Here is a 16608-nt window from a genome sequence, read left to right on the forward strand (position 1 = left end):
CGAGTATGTACAGTGTAAAAATGAGAGCGAATCAAAATGAGCAACATACAAGCGGTGCAGAAACGATTTGTGAAAAAGAGCAGATTGTTGATGTGATTCAAGCATTTTTTGAAAAAGGGTTTCATCATGAAAATGGAGAAGCAGATTTTTTAAATTTAAAAATTGAAAAAGTGACTCAACCGTTACTGCGTTTACCAGCACTACCAATCATCGATCGTCCGGACGATAAGGTTGCGCAATTATGTAATGATAATGGTATTACGCATGAGGCGTTAAATAAAGGGATGGCATATATTTTTAATTCGATTCAATATTCGGGGGCTTTGATTTTAAGTGCAAAAACGGGTGAACGATTAGATAGAAGTGGTGACAGAGGTATACGTGTCACACAATTTTGCTTTGATGACCAAACATCTCAAACCTACACAGCTCGCGTCAAAGATGCACTGGCTATTGCCAGTTGTACGACTGCTTCGCCCTTTGTAAAAGGGGAGCTCTGCGTGTCCGATGATTTGAACTATACAACGGGTTATTTCGCAACACGTCGAACAGGCTATCATCGTATTCATCAAATCAAGGCAGCAGGGACGCGTCAAGGTGGACGTATTATTTTTGTGGATGACCATATTCACCTTGATCACTATGTCACTTTTTTAGAACAGCAGCCAAAACAAATTACGACAATGGATTGCTCAAAGGAAAAATAGGAAGCGGAATAGATAGCCGTTGTTCTTGATTTTCTTAAAGGCACTTTTCAGTTTCAAAGTGAATCATACAATCTATATCACTGCGTCACTATTGATACTGATACACCTTATTATTCTAAAAATCGACGTCTTACTCTCATACCTAAAAACAGGCCTAAAAGAGAGAGTAATACTGTGACACCTTGTGTTTGCCAATGAGCAGTAATATGGAGTGCTGGTAAAAGAACAAAGAGCACGATATAAACAAAAATCATATAAGAAATAATAAATAGGAAAGCGAGTTTTTTCATTTTAATCTCCTTCATTAGATAATTATTTCCCATTTTACCTGAATGATTTGGATGATATCATAAGGCAAAAATAAAGTTACTTTAAGTATATTTTAAAAAATATAGGATGAAAATAAAAGATGCGCGTAAGTAGAAAGGTTCATACTTATAGCGCATCTTTTTAGCTTATTTTATTATACTTTATTCTTATTTAGTCGCACGACGTTTAAGAAGAAGTAAACCGCTACCTAAAGCGAATAAAACGCCGCCAATGATTGCAGGTGTAGCAGAAGTCGTTTCACCTGTTGCTGGTAATACTTTTTGTCCTTGAGATTTGTTCATACCCATAGCCATGTCTGCTTTAGTCGGTTGAACGAATCCACGGTCGTTTGCTGGAGAGTAGTCTTTCTTCATTTCGTCTTTAGTTGGTTGAACAAAGCCGTTGTCATTTTCAGCTAAATAACCTTTTTTCAACTCATCATTCGTCGGTTGAACGAAGCCATGATCATTTTCAGGTGTATAGGCTTGGTATAACTCATCATTTGTAGGTTGAACAAAGCCGTTGTCATTTTCAGCTAAGTAGCCTTTTTTCAATTCATCTTTCGTAGGTTGAACGAAACCGTGATCATTTTCAGGTGTGTAATCTTTGTTAGCACTGTATTGAGTCGGTTGAACGAAGCCGTGGTCATTTTCAGCTAAGTAGCCTTTTTTCAACTCATCATTTGTAGGTTGTACAAACCCATGATCATTTTCAGGTGTATAGGCTTGATATAGTTCGTCATTTGTAGGTTGAACAAAGCCGTGATCGTTTTCAGCTAAATAGCCTTCTTTTAACTCATCATTCGTAGGTTGAACGAAACCGAAATCATTTTCAGGTGTGTAGTCTTGATATAGTTCATCATTTGTAGGTTGAACAAAGCCGTGATCGTTTTCAGCTAAATAGCCTTCTTTTAACTCATCATTTGTCGGTTGAACAAAACCTGGATCGATGACATGTGCCGCTTGATTGTTTTGTGATGAAGCATCTGTTGTTGATGCTTCTGCTGAACTAGGTTGCCCTGCAAGCACTAACGTTGATAATAAAGCTGTTGAACCGAGTAAATATTTCATTTTCATTTTTCATAACTCCTTTATATTAACTTACAATGTTATGGGAATAGTGATGCTATTAAATATTGAAGTGGTGTAGGCTTAAGTATAAAAAGAATGGTATAACTATGAGAGTTTTTAAAATAACTAAATTAATAACATTCTATCCTCTTGTTTGCAATATAACACAGTATATATAAGAATTCATTTATTTGAGTGGTGTTTAATGAAAAGTTAAGAAATATGTTATTTTCAAAAAGGGATTCTGAATCAATTATTAAAAATTTTATGTTTTAAATCATCATAAAAAGTCCCTTTTAGCCGAAAGATTTCGAGCTAAAAGGGTGAGGTAAATCAGGTCATTTCATACTAAATTAGAATGTTTGAGCAACTTCTTCTGCTTTTTGGATTGCAGCGTTTTTGATTTCTTCGCTACGTTCTGGTTCAGCGTTGTGACCTTCGATGATCACTGTTTCATAAGAAGGTACACCATAGAATCCCATCATTGTTCTTACATAGCGATCACCAAGTTCTAATTCTGCACCAGGACCTTCAGAATAGTAGCCACCACGTGCTTGAATGTGTAATGCTTTTTTGTCAGTTAATAAACCAACTGGACCTTCTGAAGTGTATTTGAATGTTTTACCTGCAACAGAAACGGCGTCTAAATATGCTTTAAGTACAGGTGGAATAGACAAGTTCCACATTGGAGAAACAAAAACATATTTATCCGCATTGATAAATGTTTCTACAATGTCATTTAAGCGATTTACTTTACGACTTTCGTCTTCAGTTAATTGTTCGCCATTTTGTAATTTACCCCAACCAGAGAAAACATCTGCATCAATTTGTGGAATATCTTCTTTAAATAAGTCAATGTGTACAACTTCATCTTCAGGGTGTGCTTGTTCGTAAGCTTCTTTGAATGCTTTCCCTGCTGCCATAGATGATGATACAAGTTCATTTAATGGATGTGCTGTAATATAAAGTAATTTAGTCATATTTAATACTTCCCTTTCTTTATCGAATTCATAGTCTTATTATAACAGGTATAAAAAATATATCAATAATAAAATCTCGAATTCGTAATATTTTTTTTGGCTGTTCATCAAAAAGTTCTGTTTCAAGCCTGATATGATGGTGTTTTAATTTAAATATAAACTTTTGTTAGGCGTTGAATTTGAATGCTATACCTACAATTCGTCAGTGAAATGTGCTTATTCAAAAGGGGATTTAAATGTGAACCAACAATGTTTGCATTTTTTTACAATCTGGCTCTATAATGGACACGATTCAAAGTGTAATAAGAAATAAGGGGGTCTTCGAAATGAAGGTTGGAATTATTGGTGCAACAGGAAAGTCAGGTCGCTTGATTACAGAAGAAGCGTTGAAAAGAGGGTTAGACGTTACGGCAATCGTTAGGAATGCATCAAAGTTAGAAGAATCCAAAACCAAAGTGGTTGAGAAGGATATTTTTGATTTGACGACTGAGGATCTATCTGTTTTTGATGTTGTGGTGAATGCTTTTGGCACACCGATTGGACAAACTCAGCCCCATATTGATGCAGGACGTGTATTGATTGAAGCTTTGAGCGGAACAGAAACGCGTTTAGTCGTATTAGGTGGCGCAGGAAGTTTATATGTAGATGCCTCACGCAAGCAAAATGGCTTTTCAGCAGGCACTGTTCCAGATTTTGCATATGAAATTGCAATAGGACAAGCTAAAAATTTAGAAGATTTACAAGCAACTTCGGATTTAAATTGGACATTTGTGAGTCCATCAGCATTTTATGATCCAGAAGGACCACGTACAGGTCGATATCGTATCGGTGGGGACGTCATGTTATATAATTCAGATGGTGAAAGTTATTTAAGCTACCCTGATATGGCGCTTGCAATTGTAGATGAAGTTGAAAGTGGCAATCACAATCGACAACAAATGACTGTAGTAAGCGAAAAACATATTTAGCATAAATGTGAAGTTGGAATTCAATCTTAAAATAAATAGCGCTAAGATGATTATGAATAGAAAATCGTCTTAGCGCTTCTTTTTTATGATTGAGATGTTGTGTATTTTCTTTCTACTATAAAAAACTGATATAGCTGAAATATTACGATTAAGCCCATTGTAATTGTGATCACGATGATATAAGGGATAAAGCTATGTTCACCTTGTAAGCCGACAAGCGGTGTGGCAATTGCACCGATAAAATATTGCATGAGACCGACTAAACTGGATGCACTCCCAATCCCTTTTTGTTGGCCTTCCATCGCAATCGCAAAACCTAAAGTACCAATGCCTGCGACTGGTGCCACAATAAGTAAAAATGACGGTAACAGAATCCATAGGCTGAGATGATTAAGAAGTGCAACAATCGCAATACCAGTTCCAATCAATTGAATCATTGAATAAATGCGAAACATTGTGTGCTGATTGATATGTTCAACGAGATGGCTTGTTAACTGTGCTGTTCCAATTAACCCAATGCCTGTTAGTGCAAAAATGTAGCTATACTGCTGTGCAGTGAGATGATAGATATTTTGCATAATAAATGGAGAAGCTGCTAAATAACCGAAAAACATCGCAAACGTAAAACCTTGGATTAACATTGGAACAACGAAAGAACGCCGTGTTAACAGTATTTTAAAGTCAGTGATGACACTTTTGAAATTACCTTGTCGACGTAACTCAGGTGGTAAGGTTTCATCAATTTTAAAGTGTGCCCCTATCAACATGAAAAGGGTCAAGGTCGCGAGTATCCAAAAAAGAATACGAAAATTACCAAAGCTTAGAATAGCACCACCAAACATCGGTGCTAAAACGGGTGCAGCTCCATTGACAAGCATGAGCATAGCTAAAAATTGTGTTAGTACTTTTCCTTTATATAAATCAGTCGCGATCGCTCTTGCTAAAACAATCCCTGCGCCTCCAGAGACGCCTTGAATAAAGCGGAAAATGATAAGCACTGTAATATTGGGTGTTAGTGCAATCGCTATAGAAGATAAAATATAAATGATTAAGCTCACCATCAAAGGTTTTTTACGTCCAGTACTGTCGGAAAGTGTCCCCAGTACAACATTCCCTACAGCAAGGCCCACCATAAAAAATGTCAGTGTTAATTGCACATGTGCTGTAGTCGTATTCAACATCGATTTAACTTCAGGTAATGCAGGTAAATACATATCAATTGAAAGCGGACCAAATGCAGACAGTCCTGCCATAATTAAGATGAATAAAGGTGACATACGTTTTTCTTTCATCATTGTTTCTCCTTTTTCTATTTAAGATTTGACGCCTTTAGTGTTAAAAAGAACACGGAAATCAAAGGGGAGACTTCCGTGCTAACATTTTCTATATAATGATGACTGTTATTTTTCAGCTTGTAGTAATTGAATGGCTTCTTCGGTTGTCACGATTTGTCCCATGTAAGGAAATGTATGCTCAATAGAAAATTGATGTAATGTGGCCTCTGGTGCAGCCATCATGTCTGAAACAAAGTATTGATTATAGGCATTTTGGTAAGCGTCACGCGCTGTCGTGTCTACGCCCATATGGGTAGAGATACCGCCGATGACTATATTTTTAATACCACGACGGCGAAGTTGTAAATCTAAATCTGTACCAAAAAAACCACTGAAACCTCGTTTGTCTACGATGTAATCATGTGAATCAGCGCCAAGTTCTTCCGCCAACTCAGCAAAGTCAGAATCAGGTGGACCGCCAGGAAGCGGTCGCATTGCATTCGGTTGTAAAGCGTCTTTTCCATCTACAAAATTGACACGAATAAATGCAATAAATCCACTGTTTTCTTTGAAAAGTTGAACCATTTGACTCGCATTATTTAAGACTGAATCAACACTATGTGGTGCCGTTTGCATGTGATTAGCAATACCTTTTTGTAAGTCTACTAAAACTAAAGCTGTATTTTCAAAATTCATTACGAATCTTCCTTTCTTTTTATCTAAATATGAAGTTTTATTTGGATTGCACACCCCGAACGAAAATTTTTAAAATACGATCAACAAATTGTTCTGACGGTATTTTCTTAACGTAATGTTGATATTCAAATACATCTGCCGAAAAAGAATTGAGTAATATATCTGCGTGAAAATCAGGATCCGTCACAATATCGAGTTGGGTAATACAAGATATGACCTCTTCTTTAAGCTTGAGATAAAATGGTGTTTGCATCATCACTCGATTTTGTTTATCTGTACGTTCTACTTCTTTTATCAAGTTGACATGGTCTTCCATTATTGCAATGAGGGATAAAAAGATATAACGTAGGCGCTCTTGTGGATCCTTTTGTTGTCGCTGAACTTTAATTTTTTCGAACATTTGTCGAATATGCTGACCTAACAAAGCAGAACAAATTTCTGACTTATTAGAGAAATGGCGATAAAGGGTCCCCGTTCCAATTTGAGCTGTTTGGGCTATTTTCTTCATGCTGACACTTTCAACATCGTTAGCGTTAAAAAGGTCGTGTGCTGTTTTCATGATATGCTGCTCATTTTTGATGGCATCACTTCGTTTTGACATGGCAGTCATCTCCACTTCATTTAAGAATAATTATATTATAAATGAGAGGGGTGTCCGTTTTCAAGTTTTAAATCTTCAATGTGTTTTCAAGTATTTCAAAGGTATTTAAAAAGAAGGCGGAGGGATAAAAGGGGACATTCTTGTTTAAGATCATAAAGAGGTAATTCCTAACATGTGCTATAAAATGGTGGAGATATAGGAAAGTTTCACAAATTTATGTATTAGATATGAAAGAGAGACAAAAACAGCTAAAGGCAATGTTTAAGCCTTTAGCTGTTGTGAGAAAGATGTGCTATTCAGATTCTGCAATGTTGACTAAAATCTTAGCCTGTGATTTATCATTAACTAATTGTTCGAACCCTTTTTTGACAATATCGTCAAGTTGGATGTGGTCAGTTACGACACCTTTAACATTTAAATTTCCTGCAGCCATAAGATCAATTGTTTGTTGGAAAGTCGTAGGTGTATAGGCAATAGTAGAAGTGAGTTTAACACCGGAATTTGTTAATTGCATCGGATGCCATTCTACAGGTTTACCAAAAATAGAAACGATAACGACTGTTCCACGTGGACGCGTAATATTGATTGAATCTTTTAAGGTTTGTCCAACACCTGCAACTTCAAATGTCACGTCAACACCATTGTCAGTATGTTCAGCAACGTAAGCTTCTACATTTTCTTTACCAGAATTAACAGCGTGCGTTGCACCTAATTCTTTCGCTTTGGCTAAACGCTCTTCGGATAAATCAAAGACAAAGATTTGGCTTGCACCTGCTGCTTTAGCTGCAATGATGTTTAATAATCCGATAGGTCCCGCACCAATAATGGCAACCGTATCTCCGAAGAGAAGACCACTTTCTTTAACGGCTTGTACTGCGACAGCTGTCGGCTCAACAAGTGCACCTTCTTCATCGGATACATTGTCAGGTAAACGATAAATGTTTTCTGCAGGAACATTTGTATATCTTGCAAATCCACCGTCAGCCCCTAATCCAACAAAAGTGTAGCCATCATATAAATCAACATTTTCCTCTTTTTCGTGTTTTGAAACAGTAGGGTTTACGACAACGCGTTCACCAATTTTAAAGTCTTTTACATCTGAACCTAATTCATAAATAACGCCGGCAAATTCATGTCCCAATGTCACTGGGGCAGTTTGTCCTAAAAAAGGATCGGGTTGATCAGTCGAAATAAAAATGGGTCCCTCTAAATATTCATGGAGATCTGTACCACAAATACCTGCCCAATTGACCTGAACTCTTACTTCGTCTTTACCCAATGGACGAAGTTCACGTTCCTCAACACGTACATCTTTTTGTCCGTACCAAACTGCTGCTTTCATCTTAAGCACCTTCTTCTATAATATTTACACTTTTATTATATGCCTATTTTGGGATGAAAACAATGGTTATAAATTGAAATGTTAAAATTATATAAAAAATAATCAATTGTTAGAAATTAAAAAGATAGTTCAATTGAGTTGTGCTGATGGCAATGAGTGTTTGAGATGATTTATGAAGAATCGCATATGAAATAAAGAAATGGAAAACAAAAAGACTGCCCAACACGTTTGAAACGTTTTGGACAGTCTCCGGGCTAGCAAACATAGCAATGATTGTTAACCTCGAGCGTTAGATATATAGAAATGTTAGATTAAATGATCGTATTTAGATGTGTCGAGCCCGTCAGCTTTTGCTTTTTTAATAATGTCGCTCACACTGTGTAAGCCTTGTTTATCAAAATAAGCTTTCACGCGTTGTTTTGAATCAGCACTTGCGTTGTCATCAATTAAGATATCAACGTAAGAAAGTTCATGTTCTAAAAGTTTTGAGTCGTCATGTAAGATGATACCATTTTGTGCTGTTACTTTCGCGTCTGCTTCATGACTTAATGCAAAAGCACCTGTTGATAAAATACCAACTGCTAAAGTTGAAACTAATAATTTCTTCATATTATGCAACTCCTTTATTTTTCTGACACCAATATAACATATTATTTTGGTAAATATTGCGTTAGTAAGTATATTTAATAATAGTTAATAACTATTTAATAATTGAGCAAAATACTTGCATTGTTTTATATTAATAAGTTATGTAAAGCAATTAAGTCAATTTTAAAATATAAATCATCACCCGAATAATACGATATTGACGCCACTCATTTAATATGAAAAGCATGGGTAAGTATTTAAATTTAAAAAAGAAATTACCAAATTATTTTTGAATGAAAATAAATTAAAGTCTAAATCTTAATGAAAAATACATCGACAAATAAAGAAATAGACAAAGGGAAACAAAAAAGAATTGATTTCGTCATCTCTGCTATATATTTTGAAAAGATATGAAAAAAACGAATATTTCACAAATAGCTATGCGTTTATGAGTAAATATAAAAATGAATCACACTATTGAACAATTAACGCTTAATATATTTGAACCCTCTGACAAAAATGGATACTAAAATAAGAACACCAATAGTAAATATGATATCCCAAGGCATTCTTCCCCAGATTAATCCAGCTACAAGTGGATTTTCATAAAAAGTAGCGAGTCTAGAATGCCAATAACCATAATTAAGCGCATCTTTTAATTGGATATAGCCAACAGGAAGAAGGGTAAATAAGACCATTCCAGCTAACCCAATATTTAATGTCCAACATGAAATTTTAATCCATTTCTCAACTTTATGGGACCAAAATGCTTTTTGAGTGATGTTTCTAAAAACGTATAAAGCAATAGCAATAGAAAACATCCCATAGACGCCTGCCATTGAGCCGTGTGCGTGTGCAGCTGTCCATTGGGTGCCATGTTCAAAATAATTGACTGCGGGTGTATTAATCAAAAAGCCTAGGGCCCCCGCACCAATAGCATTCCATAAGCCTGTAGAAGCTAAGAAAATGAATGTACCTTTATATGGAAAAGCCATATCACTTTTTTTGTATAAACGATAATGTGTATATGCTTCCCAAATGAGTAAACAAAGTGGCACCACTTCTAAGGCAGAGAAACAAGAACCTAACGCTAACCAAATGGAATGATCACCCTGCCAGTAATAGTGATGGCCCATACCTACCACGCCTGTACCAAGTAATAGAATGAGTTGAAAATATAAAGCACGAATGGTTGATTGAATAGTTGTAAGTTTCATATTGACCATTAAAAAGCCTATCAGTACAACTGCGAATGCTTCGAATATCCCCTCAACCCATAAGTGCACTATCCACCAACGCCAATAATCAGCAAAAGTAACATGCGTGTTAGGCATGATAAAAAGAGAAGCTAAATAAAATAATGGGATTGCAATCGCACCGATAAAGAGTAGTGAAAGCAAATGTTTCTTATCATAATTGGTTTGTATTTTATTACGAATTGCTGGAATAAAACCACGATATAATATGATAATCCATAGCACCATGCCGATGATGAATAAGATTTGCCAGAATTTCCCCATTTCGATATATTCCCATCCAAAATGACCGAATAACCACCAATGTTGATTAATCACACCTAAAATATTTCCCCATTCACCTAGCATACTACCAATAACTACTACTAATAATGCGTAGAATAAAATATCTACGAGTAAACTTTGATGTTTAGGTTCTGAACCTAAAACTTTAGGAACAATATATATCCCTGCTGCCAACCAAGCTGTGGCAATCCAGAAAATTGCTAATTGTAAGTGCCAAGTTTTAGCAAGATTAAATGGTAAAAACTGTTGTATAGGGATGCCAAAGAAGCTGTTTTCTACATAATAATGAGCCATAAGCTCGCCTAATAAGATTTGAATTAAGAATAAAAGCATCACAATAACAAGATATTTACCTACCTTTTGTTGACTTCGTGTGATGATAGAATCCACTTCGATTTTAGGGAGATATTTTTCAGATTGATAGGTGGCCTTCATATCGAATTCGTAACGTCTTTGAATATAAATAATGAATGCGAGTCCGCCAATTAATAAAGTTACTGAAATGGCTGTCCAAAGCACACCTGAGCTCGGTAACATATTGCCCGCATCAGGATCATATGGCCAATTATTAGTGTATGAAAAATTTTGACTTGGTCTATCAGTGGATGAGAGCCAAGCCCCCCAAAAGAAGAATTGACTTAAATGTTCGATTTTATTTCCAGAAACCATATAGTCATCATTCTTAAATTGTTTAATCATATTTTCAGTAAGGCCTGCTTGTTTAGGATTGTTGATAAATATTTTTTTATAATACTTTTGGATATAATTCAAACCGTATACTTGCGCATCTGTAAGTACAAGTTGATCCTTTTGTTGATCATAGCGATTTACCCGTATTTCTTTAGTTACTTTATCTTTGACAGCAGCGCGTTCCGCCTCATCCAAACGGTTCAATGGTTTATGATACAATGTGTGCGCATAATAAGTCCGCATCCCTCTAATATAATGATGTAGTGTTTCTGCTGTATAATCAGGACCAAGATATGAACCATTACCTAAATATGACCCATAATCAGTAAGGCCATATTTCTCATAAATGGCTTGTCCGCTGATTAACTCAGATTTTGTCACTATTGTGTTTCCGTGTGTATCCACAATTTTTGCGGGACGAGGTGCTTCATTTTGAAATATAAACCACCCTCCTATTAGCAAAATAGAAAACACTAAAGCGAGTATCGTCAATAAAACTCTATTTAAACGTTTATACATATTTCTTTGGAGTGACATGTATAGAATACCTCCTCTTTTCTTAGTTTATCTCCATCATAATCTCTTTTTTATAAAAATAAATATATACATTATTTGTTTCAATATTTCGTAACAAATAAATATTTTTTACTTTAAAATATTAGGGAAAATACTATAAAAATATAGTAAAAAAGGAAGGTTAAGGTATAAAGTGTTTGATGATTTCGTTTATAGAAAGGATGAAGTGTCGTTCATTATGGCAATCATATTGCCATAATGAAAATATAGAAGATAACCCTGTGATATGAGAAAAGTATGTATAGAAAAGCGAGTATCAAAAATTTGAGAAGTCCGTCAAATGGAGTGTCTTTTCAATAAATGTGAATAATTTATCTTTAAATTATTAAGATAAGAGATGAGATATTAACTAGCCCAAATAGATAGGGGGTAAAAATCATCATATTCATACGTACTCACCCGCGCTTGACTAGCGGTCTCGTCTAGATTGATAATCACGAGATTGAAGCTATGGTGCTTGGTCGACTGTTGGTGATTGAATGCGATATCTATTTCTTTGGATGAATGATTAAAAGTTATAGGTACTGATTTTTATAATTTATTTCAAGGCTATTCTAAACGGTACCCAATCAAATAAGGAGGCAGACTTCAACGTCTTGCCTCCTTATTTTAAACAGTTATCCACCGATGTTCCAGACTACATGTCAGTTCTCTTGGTTTACGCTCATTTTAATCATGTAGTTTTCATCATTGTTTATTTTTTAGTTACTAATCGATAGGGATATTTTTATCAGTTTGATTATTACGCATATCTTTAGGAAGTTTTACATTAAGCATGCCATTTTGATAAGCCGCTTTAATTTGAGTAGCATCCACATGATCAAAACTAAATTGACGTTGAACATTGCGATAGCTTCGTTCTTTATGGATGATGCGTCCTTCATCATCTTCATTGTTATTTTCACCCGTATTTTGTGCAGCAATTGTTAAGATATTGTTTTCAAACTGCACACGAATATTTTCTTTGTCCATACCAGGAAGTTCAGCTTCAACGATGTAGGCATCATCTAATTCTTTAATATCAGTCGTAATGGCAGCTTGAGCAAAATTGTCGTCGAAAAAATGACGGCCAAAGTCTTTAAAAAAGTCACTGGGTTCCATATTGAAAAAAGAATTATTGAATGGTTTCATTTCAAATGCCATAATCCATCTCTCCTTGTATTATTAATAATGATTTGAGAAAGGTACTTAGTGAAGATATATTAAGCACCTTTGACTTTATAGTTACAGTATACACCTAAGGTCAAAGATAGTCAAGGTCAAAGTTTGATTAAAAATATTTCTATATTTCTCTGTTTAAAAATAAAAACAATGGAGATACTAATTGATTTGGGTTGAACCGGTATTTACATGCTAAATTCAAGATGAAATGATAAGATGAAAGTAACTACAAATGGATGGAGGGGTCGTTATGAACTTAAGATATCCAATTGGTCAGTTAGAAATACCTGAATCGATTACATTGAAGCATATTCATCAATGGTTAGACGAGATTGAAAGTTATGTACAAAATTTAAAGAAAGTTGTCATACCCCTTAACGAAATAGCATATAACCAAACATATCGTGAGGGCAGCTTTACAGTTAGACAACTTGTCCATCATATCGCAGATTCACAAATCAATCTGTATCAGCGTTTAAAACTAGCATTGACGGATGAACAGCCAAAAATTGCAGAGTTTAAACAAGATGCGTGGGCTCAATTACCAGATTCTCAACTCCCTGTAGAAATCTCTATACAGCTTTTAGAAATGATTAACAGACGTATTACAACGATTGGTCGACAGTTATCAAAAAGTGATTTGTCTCGTACTTTCTTATTAGAAGGTACAGGTGAAATTTCAGTAGGAGAAACAATCGCAAAGTTATCTTGGCACGAGCGTCATCATTTAGCACATATTCAACTAGCTCTCGGCAAGAGTGAGGAATTTTTATAACATTGTAGCTTCTTTAATTAAGAAGAAAGCGATTTTATGACACGATATTCTATCAAAATTAAGAGGAATAATTGAAAATATTTAGCCTATTTTATTAATTAGTTAAAGGCTAAAAATAGGTGTTTAAATCAAGGCATTGTCACAAATTGTTTTTATTTTGGGGTATAATTACTTTGTAATTAATTTAAAGTAATGGTATACTAGATTAAAATAATTCTAAACTAGAGGTGTGAATAACATGAGCAATAACAACGAATCGAAATTGACGGGCTTATTCGGTCATCCTGTGGGTGATCGTGAGAATTCTATGACTGCTGGACCAAGGGGACCTTTATTAATGCAAGACTGGTACTTCTTAGAACAAATGGCACACTTTGATCGCGAAGTCATTCCAGAACGACGTATGCATGCGAAAGGTTCTGGTGCGTTTGGTACATTTACAGTTACGAACGACATCACACAATATACAAGTGCTAAAATTTTCTCAGAGGTTGGGAAACAGACAGAAATGTTTGCACGTTTTTCAACGGTAGCAGGGGAACGTGGTGCAGCTGATGCTGAACGCGATATTCGCGGTTTTGCTTTGAAATTCTATACTGAGGAAGGAAACTGGGATTTAGTGGGGAATAATACACCTGTTTTCTTCTTCCGTGACCCTAAATTATTTGCAAGTTTAAACCATGCTGTTAAACGTGATCCTCGTACAAACATGAGAAGTGCTCAAAATAACTGGGATTTCTGGACATCATTACCTGAGGCATTACACCAAGTAACGATTTTAATGACTGACCGTGGTATTCCTAAAGGATTCAGACATATGCATGGATTCGGTTCACATACTTATGCCATGATTAATGCGCAAAATGAACGTGTTTGGGTGAAATTCCACTTTAGAACACAACAAGGTATTGAAAACTTATTAGATGAAGAAGCAGCACAAATTATCGCTAAAGACCGTGAATCTTCACAACGTGATTTGTTCAATGCGATTGAAGAAGGCAACTTCCCGAAATGGAAAATGTACATCCAAGTGATGACTGAAGAACAAGCCAGAAATCATAAAGATAATCCATTTGACCTCACAAAAGTGTGGTACAAAGGGGAATATCCATTAATTGAAGTCGGTGAATTTGAATTAAACCGCAACCCTGAAAACTATTTCATGGATGTAGAACAAGCTGCTTTTGCACCAACAAACATTGTACCGGGTATTGATTTTTCACCTGACAAAATGTTACAAGGGCGTTTATTCTCTTACGGCGATGCACAACGCTATCGTTTAGGTGTGAACCACTGGCAAATTCCAGTCAACCAACCTAAAGGTGTAGGCATAGAAAACATTTGTCCATTTAGCCGTGATGGTGCAATGCGTTTCTTAGATGGTAACCAAGGTGGTAAAACACATTACTATCCAAATAGCTACGGTGCGCATGAAAGCCAACCTGAATACAAACGTGCACCATTAGAATTGAATGGTACGGCTTATGAGCACGACTTTAGAGAAGATGATGACAATTACTTCGAACAACCGGGTAAATTGTTCCGTCTCCAATCACCAGAGCAACAAGAGCGTATGTTTAAAACAACAGCAAGTGAAATGGAAGGCACAACAGACGAAGTGAAACGTCGTCACATTAAACATTGTTACCAAGCAGATGTTAACTATGGTACAGGTGTAGCGAAAGCACTTGGCATGGAAGATCAATTGGAAAGCATTATTGCTGAAATAGAAGCTTAAGTCTGTCCGATTAAGGACGATGAAAGTAAACCTGGTCAAGAGTTGATCGGTTTGCGTACGCCTTTGTATCTAGGCTTTTGCAAGCCGATTCTTCTTGACCGTTAAGTAATTTTCACATGATTTTAAGATGAGGCAGCGGGCACTTCATTTAAGATGATGGCACGTTGGTAGATTTAGAGGTTTGAGTGAGGGACTTTTAATGCCACTTCACTTTTGTAAGCTATTTTTTAATGAGAGGTTATGACATGATATTAGATAAGATTAATCCTGATGATTTGTTTCCTACTGAACGTGTTGAAACTTCTGTATTAGGTAAAATGCCATACACAGTTAAAGATATGACAAAAATTTATGATGCGGCATATGTGGCAACGAATGAAAGATTAATATTGAATGTGGATATGGATGGGCAATTTTATTATCGTAATATTCAGTTCAATGAAATTAAAGAGATTGAATCGGACGAACATGAATTAAAAATTACATTTGATTATGGCGTATTTACTTTAAAAGAATGTAACGCTGATGATGTCAAAGCAATGTCAGATTATTTACACACGAAAATATCCTAGAACGATGAATGACAAAGTCATGAACTTTGGACGGACGATGTTTAAACCGTATAATAAAGGTTATTTAAATAAGTGAGTGATTTTATAAAAAACTAAACTAAAACGAGAAAGGTGCTGTTTTTCAATGGCTCAAGACAAAAAACAAGTAGTTGAAGACTTAAACTTACAATTATCAAACTTCACTGTATTATGGACTAAAATTCACAACTATCACTGGTATGTAAAAGGACATAACTTCTTCGCATTGCACGAAAAGTTTGAAGAACTTTATAATAAAGTTGCAGTTTATGTGGACGAAATTGCAGAACGTGCATTGGCATTAGAAGGTAACCCAGTGGGTAAAATGAGCGAAGTTTTAGAAGTATCTAGTATTGAAGAAGCTGAGTACGGAATTAGCGCAGAAAAAATGGTAGCGCAATTAGCAACAGACTTCGAAACAATTGTAAAAGAATTGAAAGTCGCACAACGTAACGCAGAAGAAGCTGGCGACGATCGTTCAGCGGATATGTTTATTGAAATTGCGACTGAATTAGAACACAACATTTGGATGTTAAAAGCATATATCGGTTAAAAGTAATTTGAATTGCACGCATGAGAAGTGCAGTGAAAGAGAGAGCCAAACTTCCCTGATAATAGGAGGTTTGGCTCTTATTGTATTTGTGATGTATTTGTGATGTATTTGAGAAACACCTTAAAACTGGAGAGGATAATGAAGTTCGATAGAGGTAAGTGGTTTCTAAGTTTCATGCTTATCGGAAAGTGTTTTTTTATAATGTTATAAGCGATTCTTATGGCAAAGATGACCATAATCACAAATGTAGCAAAGGATTCTTGAATTAACGACCACTCACCGACTTGGACCAAGAGATAAGATTTATAATCTATAACCGAATACTTTAAAAAGTCAAAAGGACGCCTATTTTTTAAATTTACTTTAATTGCTTTAAAGGCGCTATTTGATAGATGATGCCTTGTTATCTAGGGGGAAGAAGGTAAAGTCTATCAATAATCAAACATAGA

Annotated in this window: 16 protein-coding genes; 6 read left to right on the plus strand and 10 right to left on the minus strand. The window is 35.5% G+C overall.

The genetic code is table 11. From position 1 onward, the window contains the following. Positions 1-5: 5 nt before the first annotated feature. Positions 6-707 carry a 6-carboxyhexanoate--CoA ligase gene (locus CD118_RS06190; RefSeq protein WP_060829282.1) on the plus strand — a complete coding sequence of 234 codons (702 nt, stop codon included), beginning with the start codon at positions 6-8 and terminating at the stop codon, positions 705-707. 110 nt (positions 708-817) lie between these two features. On the opposite strand, the gene CD118_RS06195 is transcribed toward CD118_RS06190, so the two are convergent. From CD118_RS06195 to CD118_RS06205, 3 genes are all read right to left on the minus strand, one after another. Next, entirely contained in the window at positions 818-997 is a 180-nt protein-coding gene (locus CD118_RS06195) for a hypothetical protein (RefSeq protein ID WP_103356401.1), read from the minus strand. A gap of 186 nt (positions 998-1183) precedes the next feature. Further along, positions 1184-2092 carry an LPXTG cell wall anchor domain-containing protein gene (locus tag CD118_RS06200; protein WP_103356402.1) on the minus strand — a complete coding sequence of 303 codons (909 nt, stop codon included), beginning with the start codon at positions 2090-2092 and terminating at the stop codon, positions 1184-1186. Between the two features lie 347 nt (positions 2093-2439). Then, positions 2440-3066: an FMN-dependent NADH-azoreductase gene (locus CD118_RS06205; RefSeq protein ID WP_060829284.1), complete on the minus strand. Its 627-nt coding sequence runs from the start codon at positions 3064-3066 to the stop codon at positions 2440-2442. Positions 3067-3392: 326 nt separating this feature from the next. Between CD118_RS06205 and CD118_RS06210 the strand changes: the two genes are divergently transcribed. Then, positions 3393-4034, plus strand: coding sequence for an NAD(P)-dependent oxidoreductase (locus CD118_RS06210; protein WP_050329784.1), 642 nt, complete (start codon positions 3393-3395; stop codon positions 4032-4034). 83 nt (positions 4035-4117) lie between these two features. Here the strand turns inward: CD118_RS06210 and tcaB are convergent, their stop codons facing one another. From tcaB to CD118_RS06245, 7 genes are all read right to left on the minus strand, one after another. Further along, a complete protein-coding gene (gene tcaB / locus CD118_RS06215) occupies positions 4118-5326 on the minus strand; it encodes a putative multidrug effflux MFS transporter TcaB (protein WP_060829285.1) in 1209 nt (402 codons plus the stop codon). A 108-nt stretch (positions 5327-5434) separates the two neighbouring features. Further along, positions 5435-6004 (minus strand): isochorismatase family protein, encoded by a 570-nt coding sequence (locus CD118_RS06220; RefSeq protein WP_103356403.1) that lies wholly within the window; start codon positions 6002-6004, stop codon positions 5435-5437. Positions 6005-6041: 37 nt separating this feature from the next. Further along, positions 6042-6605, minus strand: coding sequence for a TetR/AcrR family transcriptional regulator (locus tag CD118_RS06225; protein WP_082165701.1), 564 nt, complete (start codon positions 6603-6605; stop codon positions 6042-6044). A gap of 292 nt (positions 6606-6897) precedes the next feature. After that, entirely contained in the window at positions 6898-7947 is a 1050-nt protein-coding gene (locus CD118_RS06230) for a 2,3-butanediol dehydrogenase (RefSeq protein WP_103356404.1), read from the minus strand. Positions 7948-8253: 306 nt separating this feature from the next. Then, a complete protein-coding gene (gene spn, locus CD118_RS06235) occupies positions 8254-8556 on the minus strand; it encodes an SPIN family peroxidase inhibitor (RefSeq protein ID WP_060829288.1) in 303 nt (100 codons plus the stop codon). Between the two features lie 464 nt (positions 8557-9020). Then, positions 9021-11303, minus strand: a complete 2283-nt coding sequence (locus tag CD118_RS06240) for a nitric-oxide reductase large subunit (RefSeq protein ID WP_060829289.1) — start codon at positions 11301-11303, stop codon at positions 9021-9023. Positions 11304-12050: 747 nt separating this feature from the next. Then, the gene (locus CD118_RS06245; RefSeq protein WP_103356405.1) at positions 12051-12485 is read right to left on the minus strand and encodes an Hsp20/alpha crystallin family protein; all 435 of its coding nucleotides are present in this window, start codon (positions 12483-12485) and stop codon (positions 12051-12053) included. Positions 12486-12753: 268 nt separating this feature from the next. Here CD118_RS06245 and CD118_RS06250 point away from each other — a divergent pair, with 268 nt between their 5' ends. The 4 genes from CD118_RS06250 to CD118_RS06265 all read left to right on the plus strand — a co-directional run bounded on the left by CD118_RS06250 (position 12754) and on the right by CD118_RS06265 (position 16159). Then, positions 12754-13278: a YfiT family bacillithiol transferase gene (locus CD118_RS06250; protein WP_060829291.1), complete on the plus strand. Its 525-nt coding sequence runs from the start codon at positions 12754-12756 to the stop codon at positions 13276-13278. A gap of 238 nt (positions 13279-13516) precedes the next feature. Further along, positions 13517-15016, plus strand: a complete 1500-nt coding sequence (locus tag CD118_RS06255) for a catalase (protein ID WP_060829292.1) — start codon at positions 13517-13519, stop codon at positions 15014-15016. A gap of 245 nt (positions 15017-15261) precedes the next feature. Then, a complete protein-coding gene (locus tag CD118_RS06260) occupies positions 15262-15588 on the plus strand; it encodes a hypothetical protein (RefSeq protein WP_050345070.1) in 327 nt (108 codons plus the stop codon). A gap of 124 nt (positions 15589-15712) precedes the next feature. After that, positions 15713-16159 carry a Dps family protein gene (locus tag CD118_RS06265; RefSeq protein ID WP_050329793.1) on the plus strand — a complete coding sequence of 149 codons (447 nt, stop codon included), beginning with the start codon at positions 15713-15715 and terminating at the stop codon, positions 16157-16159. Positions 16160-16608: the final 449 nt, after the last annotated feature.

This window comes from Staphylococcus coagulans, assembly GCF_002901995.1.
Lineage (GTDB): Bacteria > Bacillota > Bacilli > Staphylococcales > Staphylococcaceae > Staphylococcus > Staphylococcus coagulans.

Excerpts from the sequence above, each read along its gene's own strand:
- CD118_RS06190 (WP_060829282.1), top strand. The coding sequence starts at position 6 with ATGTACAGTGTAAAAATGAGAGCGAATCAAAATGAGCAACATACAAGC.
- CD118_RS06195 (WP_103356401.1), bottom strand. The coding sequence starts at position 997 with ATGAAAAAACTCGCTTTCCTATTTATTATTTCTTATATGATTTTTGTT.
- CD118_RS06200 (WP_103356402.1), bottom strand. The coding sequence starts at position 2,092 with ATGAAAATGAAATATTTACTCGGTTCAACAGCTTTATTATCAACGTTA.
- CD118_RS06205 (WP_060829284.1), bottom strand. The coding sequence starts at position 3,066 with ATGACTAAATTACTTTATATTACAGCACATCCATTAAATGAACTTGTA.
- CD118_RS06210 (WP_050329784.1), top strand. The coding sequence starts at position 3,393 with ATGAAGGTTGGAATTATTGGTGCAACAGGAAAGTCAGGTCGCTTGATT.
- tcaB (WP_060829285.1), bottom strand. The coding sequence starts at position 5,326 with ATGAAAGAAAAACGTATGTCACCTTTATTCATCTTAATTATGGCAGGA.
- CD118_RS06220 (WP_103356403.1), bottom strand. The coding sequence starts at position 6,004 with ATGAATTTTGAAAATACAGCTTTAGTTTTAGTAGACTTACAAAAAGGT.
- CD118_RS06225 (WP_082165701.1), bottom strand. The coding sequence starts at position 6,605 with ATGTCAAAACGAAGTGATGCCATCAAAAATGAGCAGCATATCATGAAA.
- CD118_RS06230 (WP_103356404.1), bottom strand. The coding sequence starts at position 7,947 with ATGAAAGCAGCAGTTTGGTACGGACAAAAAGATGTACGTGTTGAGGAA.
- spn (WP_060829288.1), bottom strand. The coding sequence starts at position 8,556 with ATGAAGAAATTATTAGTTTCAACTTTAGCAGTTGGTATTTTATCAACA.
- CD118_RS06240 (WP_060829289.1), bottom strand. The coding sequence starts at position 11,303 with ATGTCACTCCAAAGAAATATGTATAAACGTTTAAATAGAGTTTTATTG.
- CD118_RS06245 (WP_103356405.1), bottom strand. The coding sequence starts at position 12,485 with ATGGCATTTGAAATGAAACCATTCAATAATTCTTTTTTCAATATGGAA.
- CD118_RS06250 (WP_060829291.1), top strand. The coding sequence starts at position 12,754 with ATGAACTTAAGATATCCAATTGGTCAGTTAGAAATACCTGAATCGATT.
- CD118_RS06255 (WP_060829292.1), top strand. The coding sequence starts at position 13,517 with ATGAGCAATAACAACGAATCGAAATTGACGGGCTTATTCGGTCATCCT.
- CD118_RS06260 (WP_050345070.1), top strand. The coding sequence starts at position 15,262 with ATGATATTAGATAAGATTAATCCTGATGATTTGTTTCCTACTGAACGT.
- CD118_RS06265 (WP_050329793.1), top strand. The coding sequence starts at position 15,713 with ATGGCTCAAGACAAAAAACAAGTAGTTGAAGACTTAAACTTACAATTA.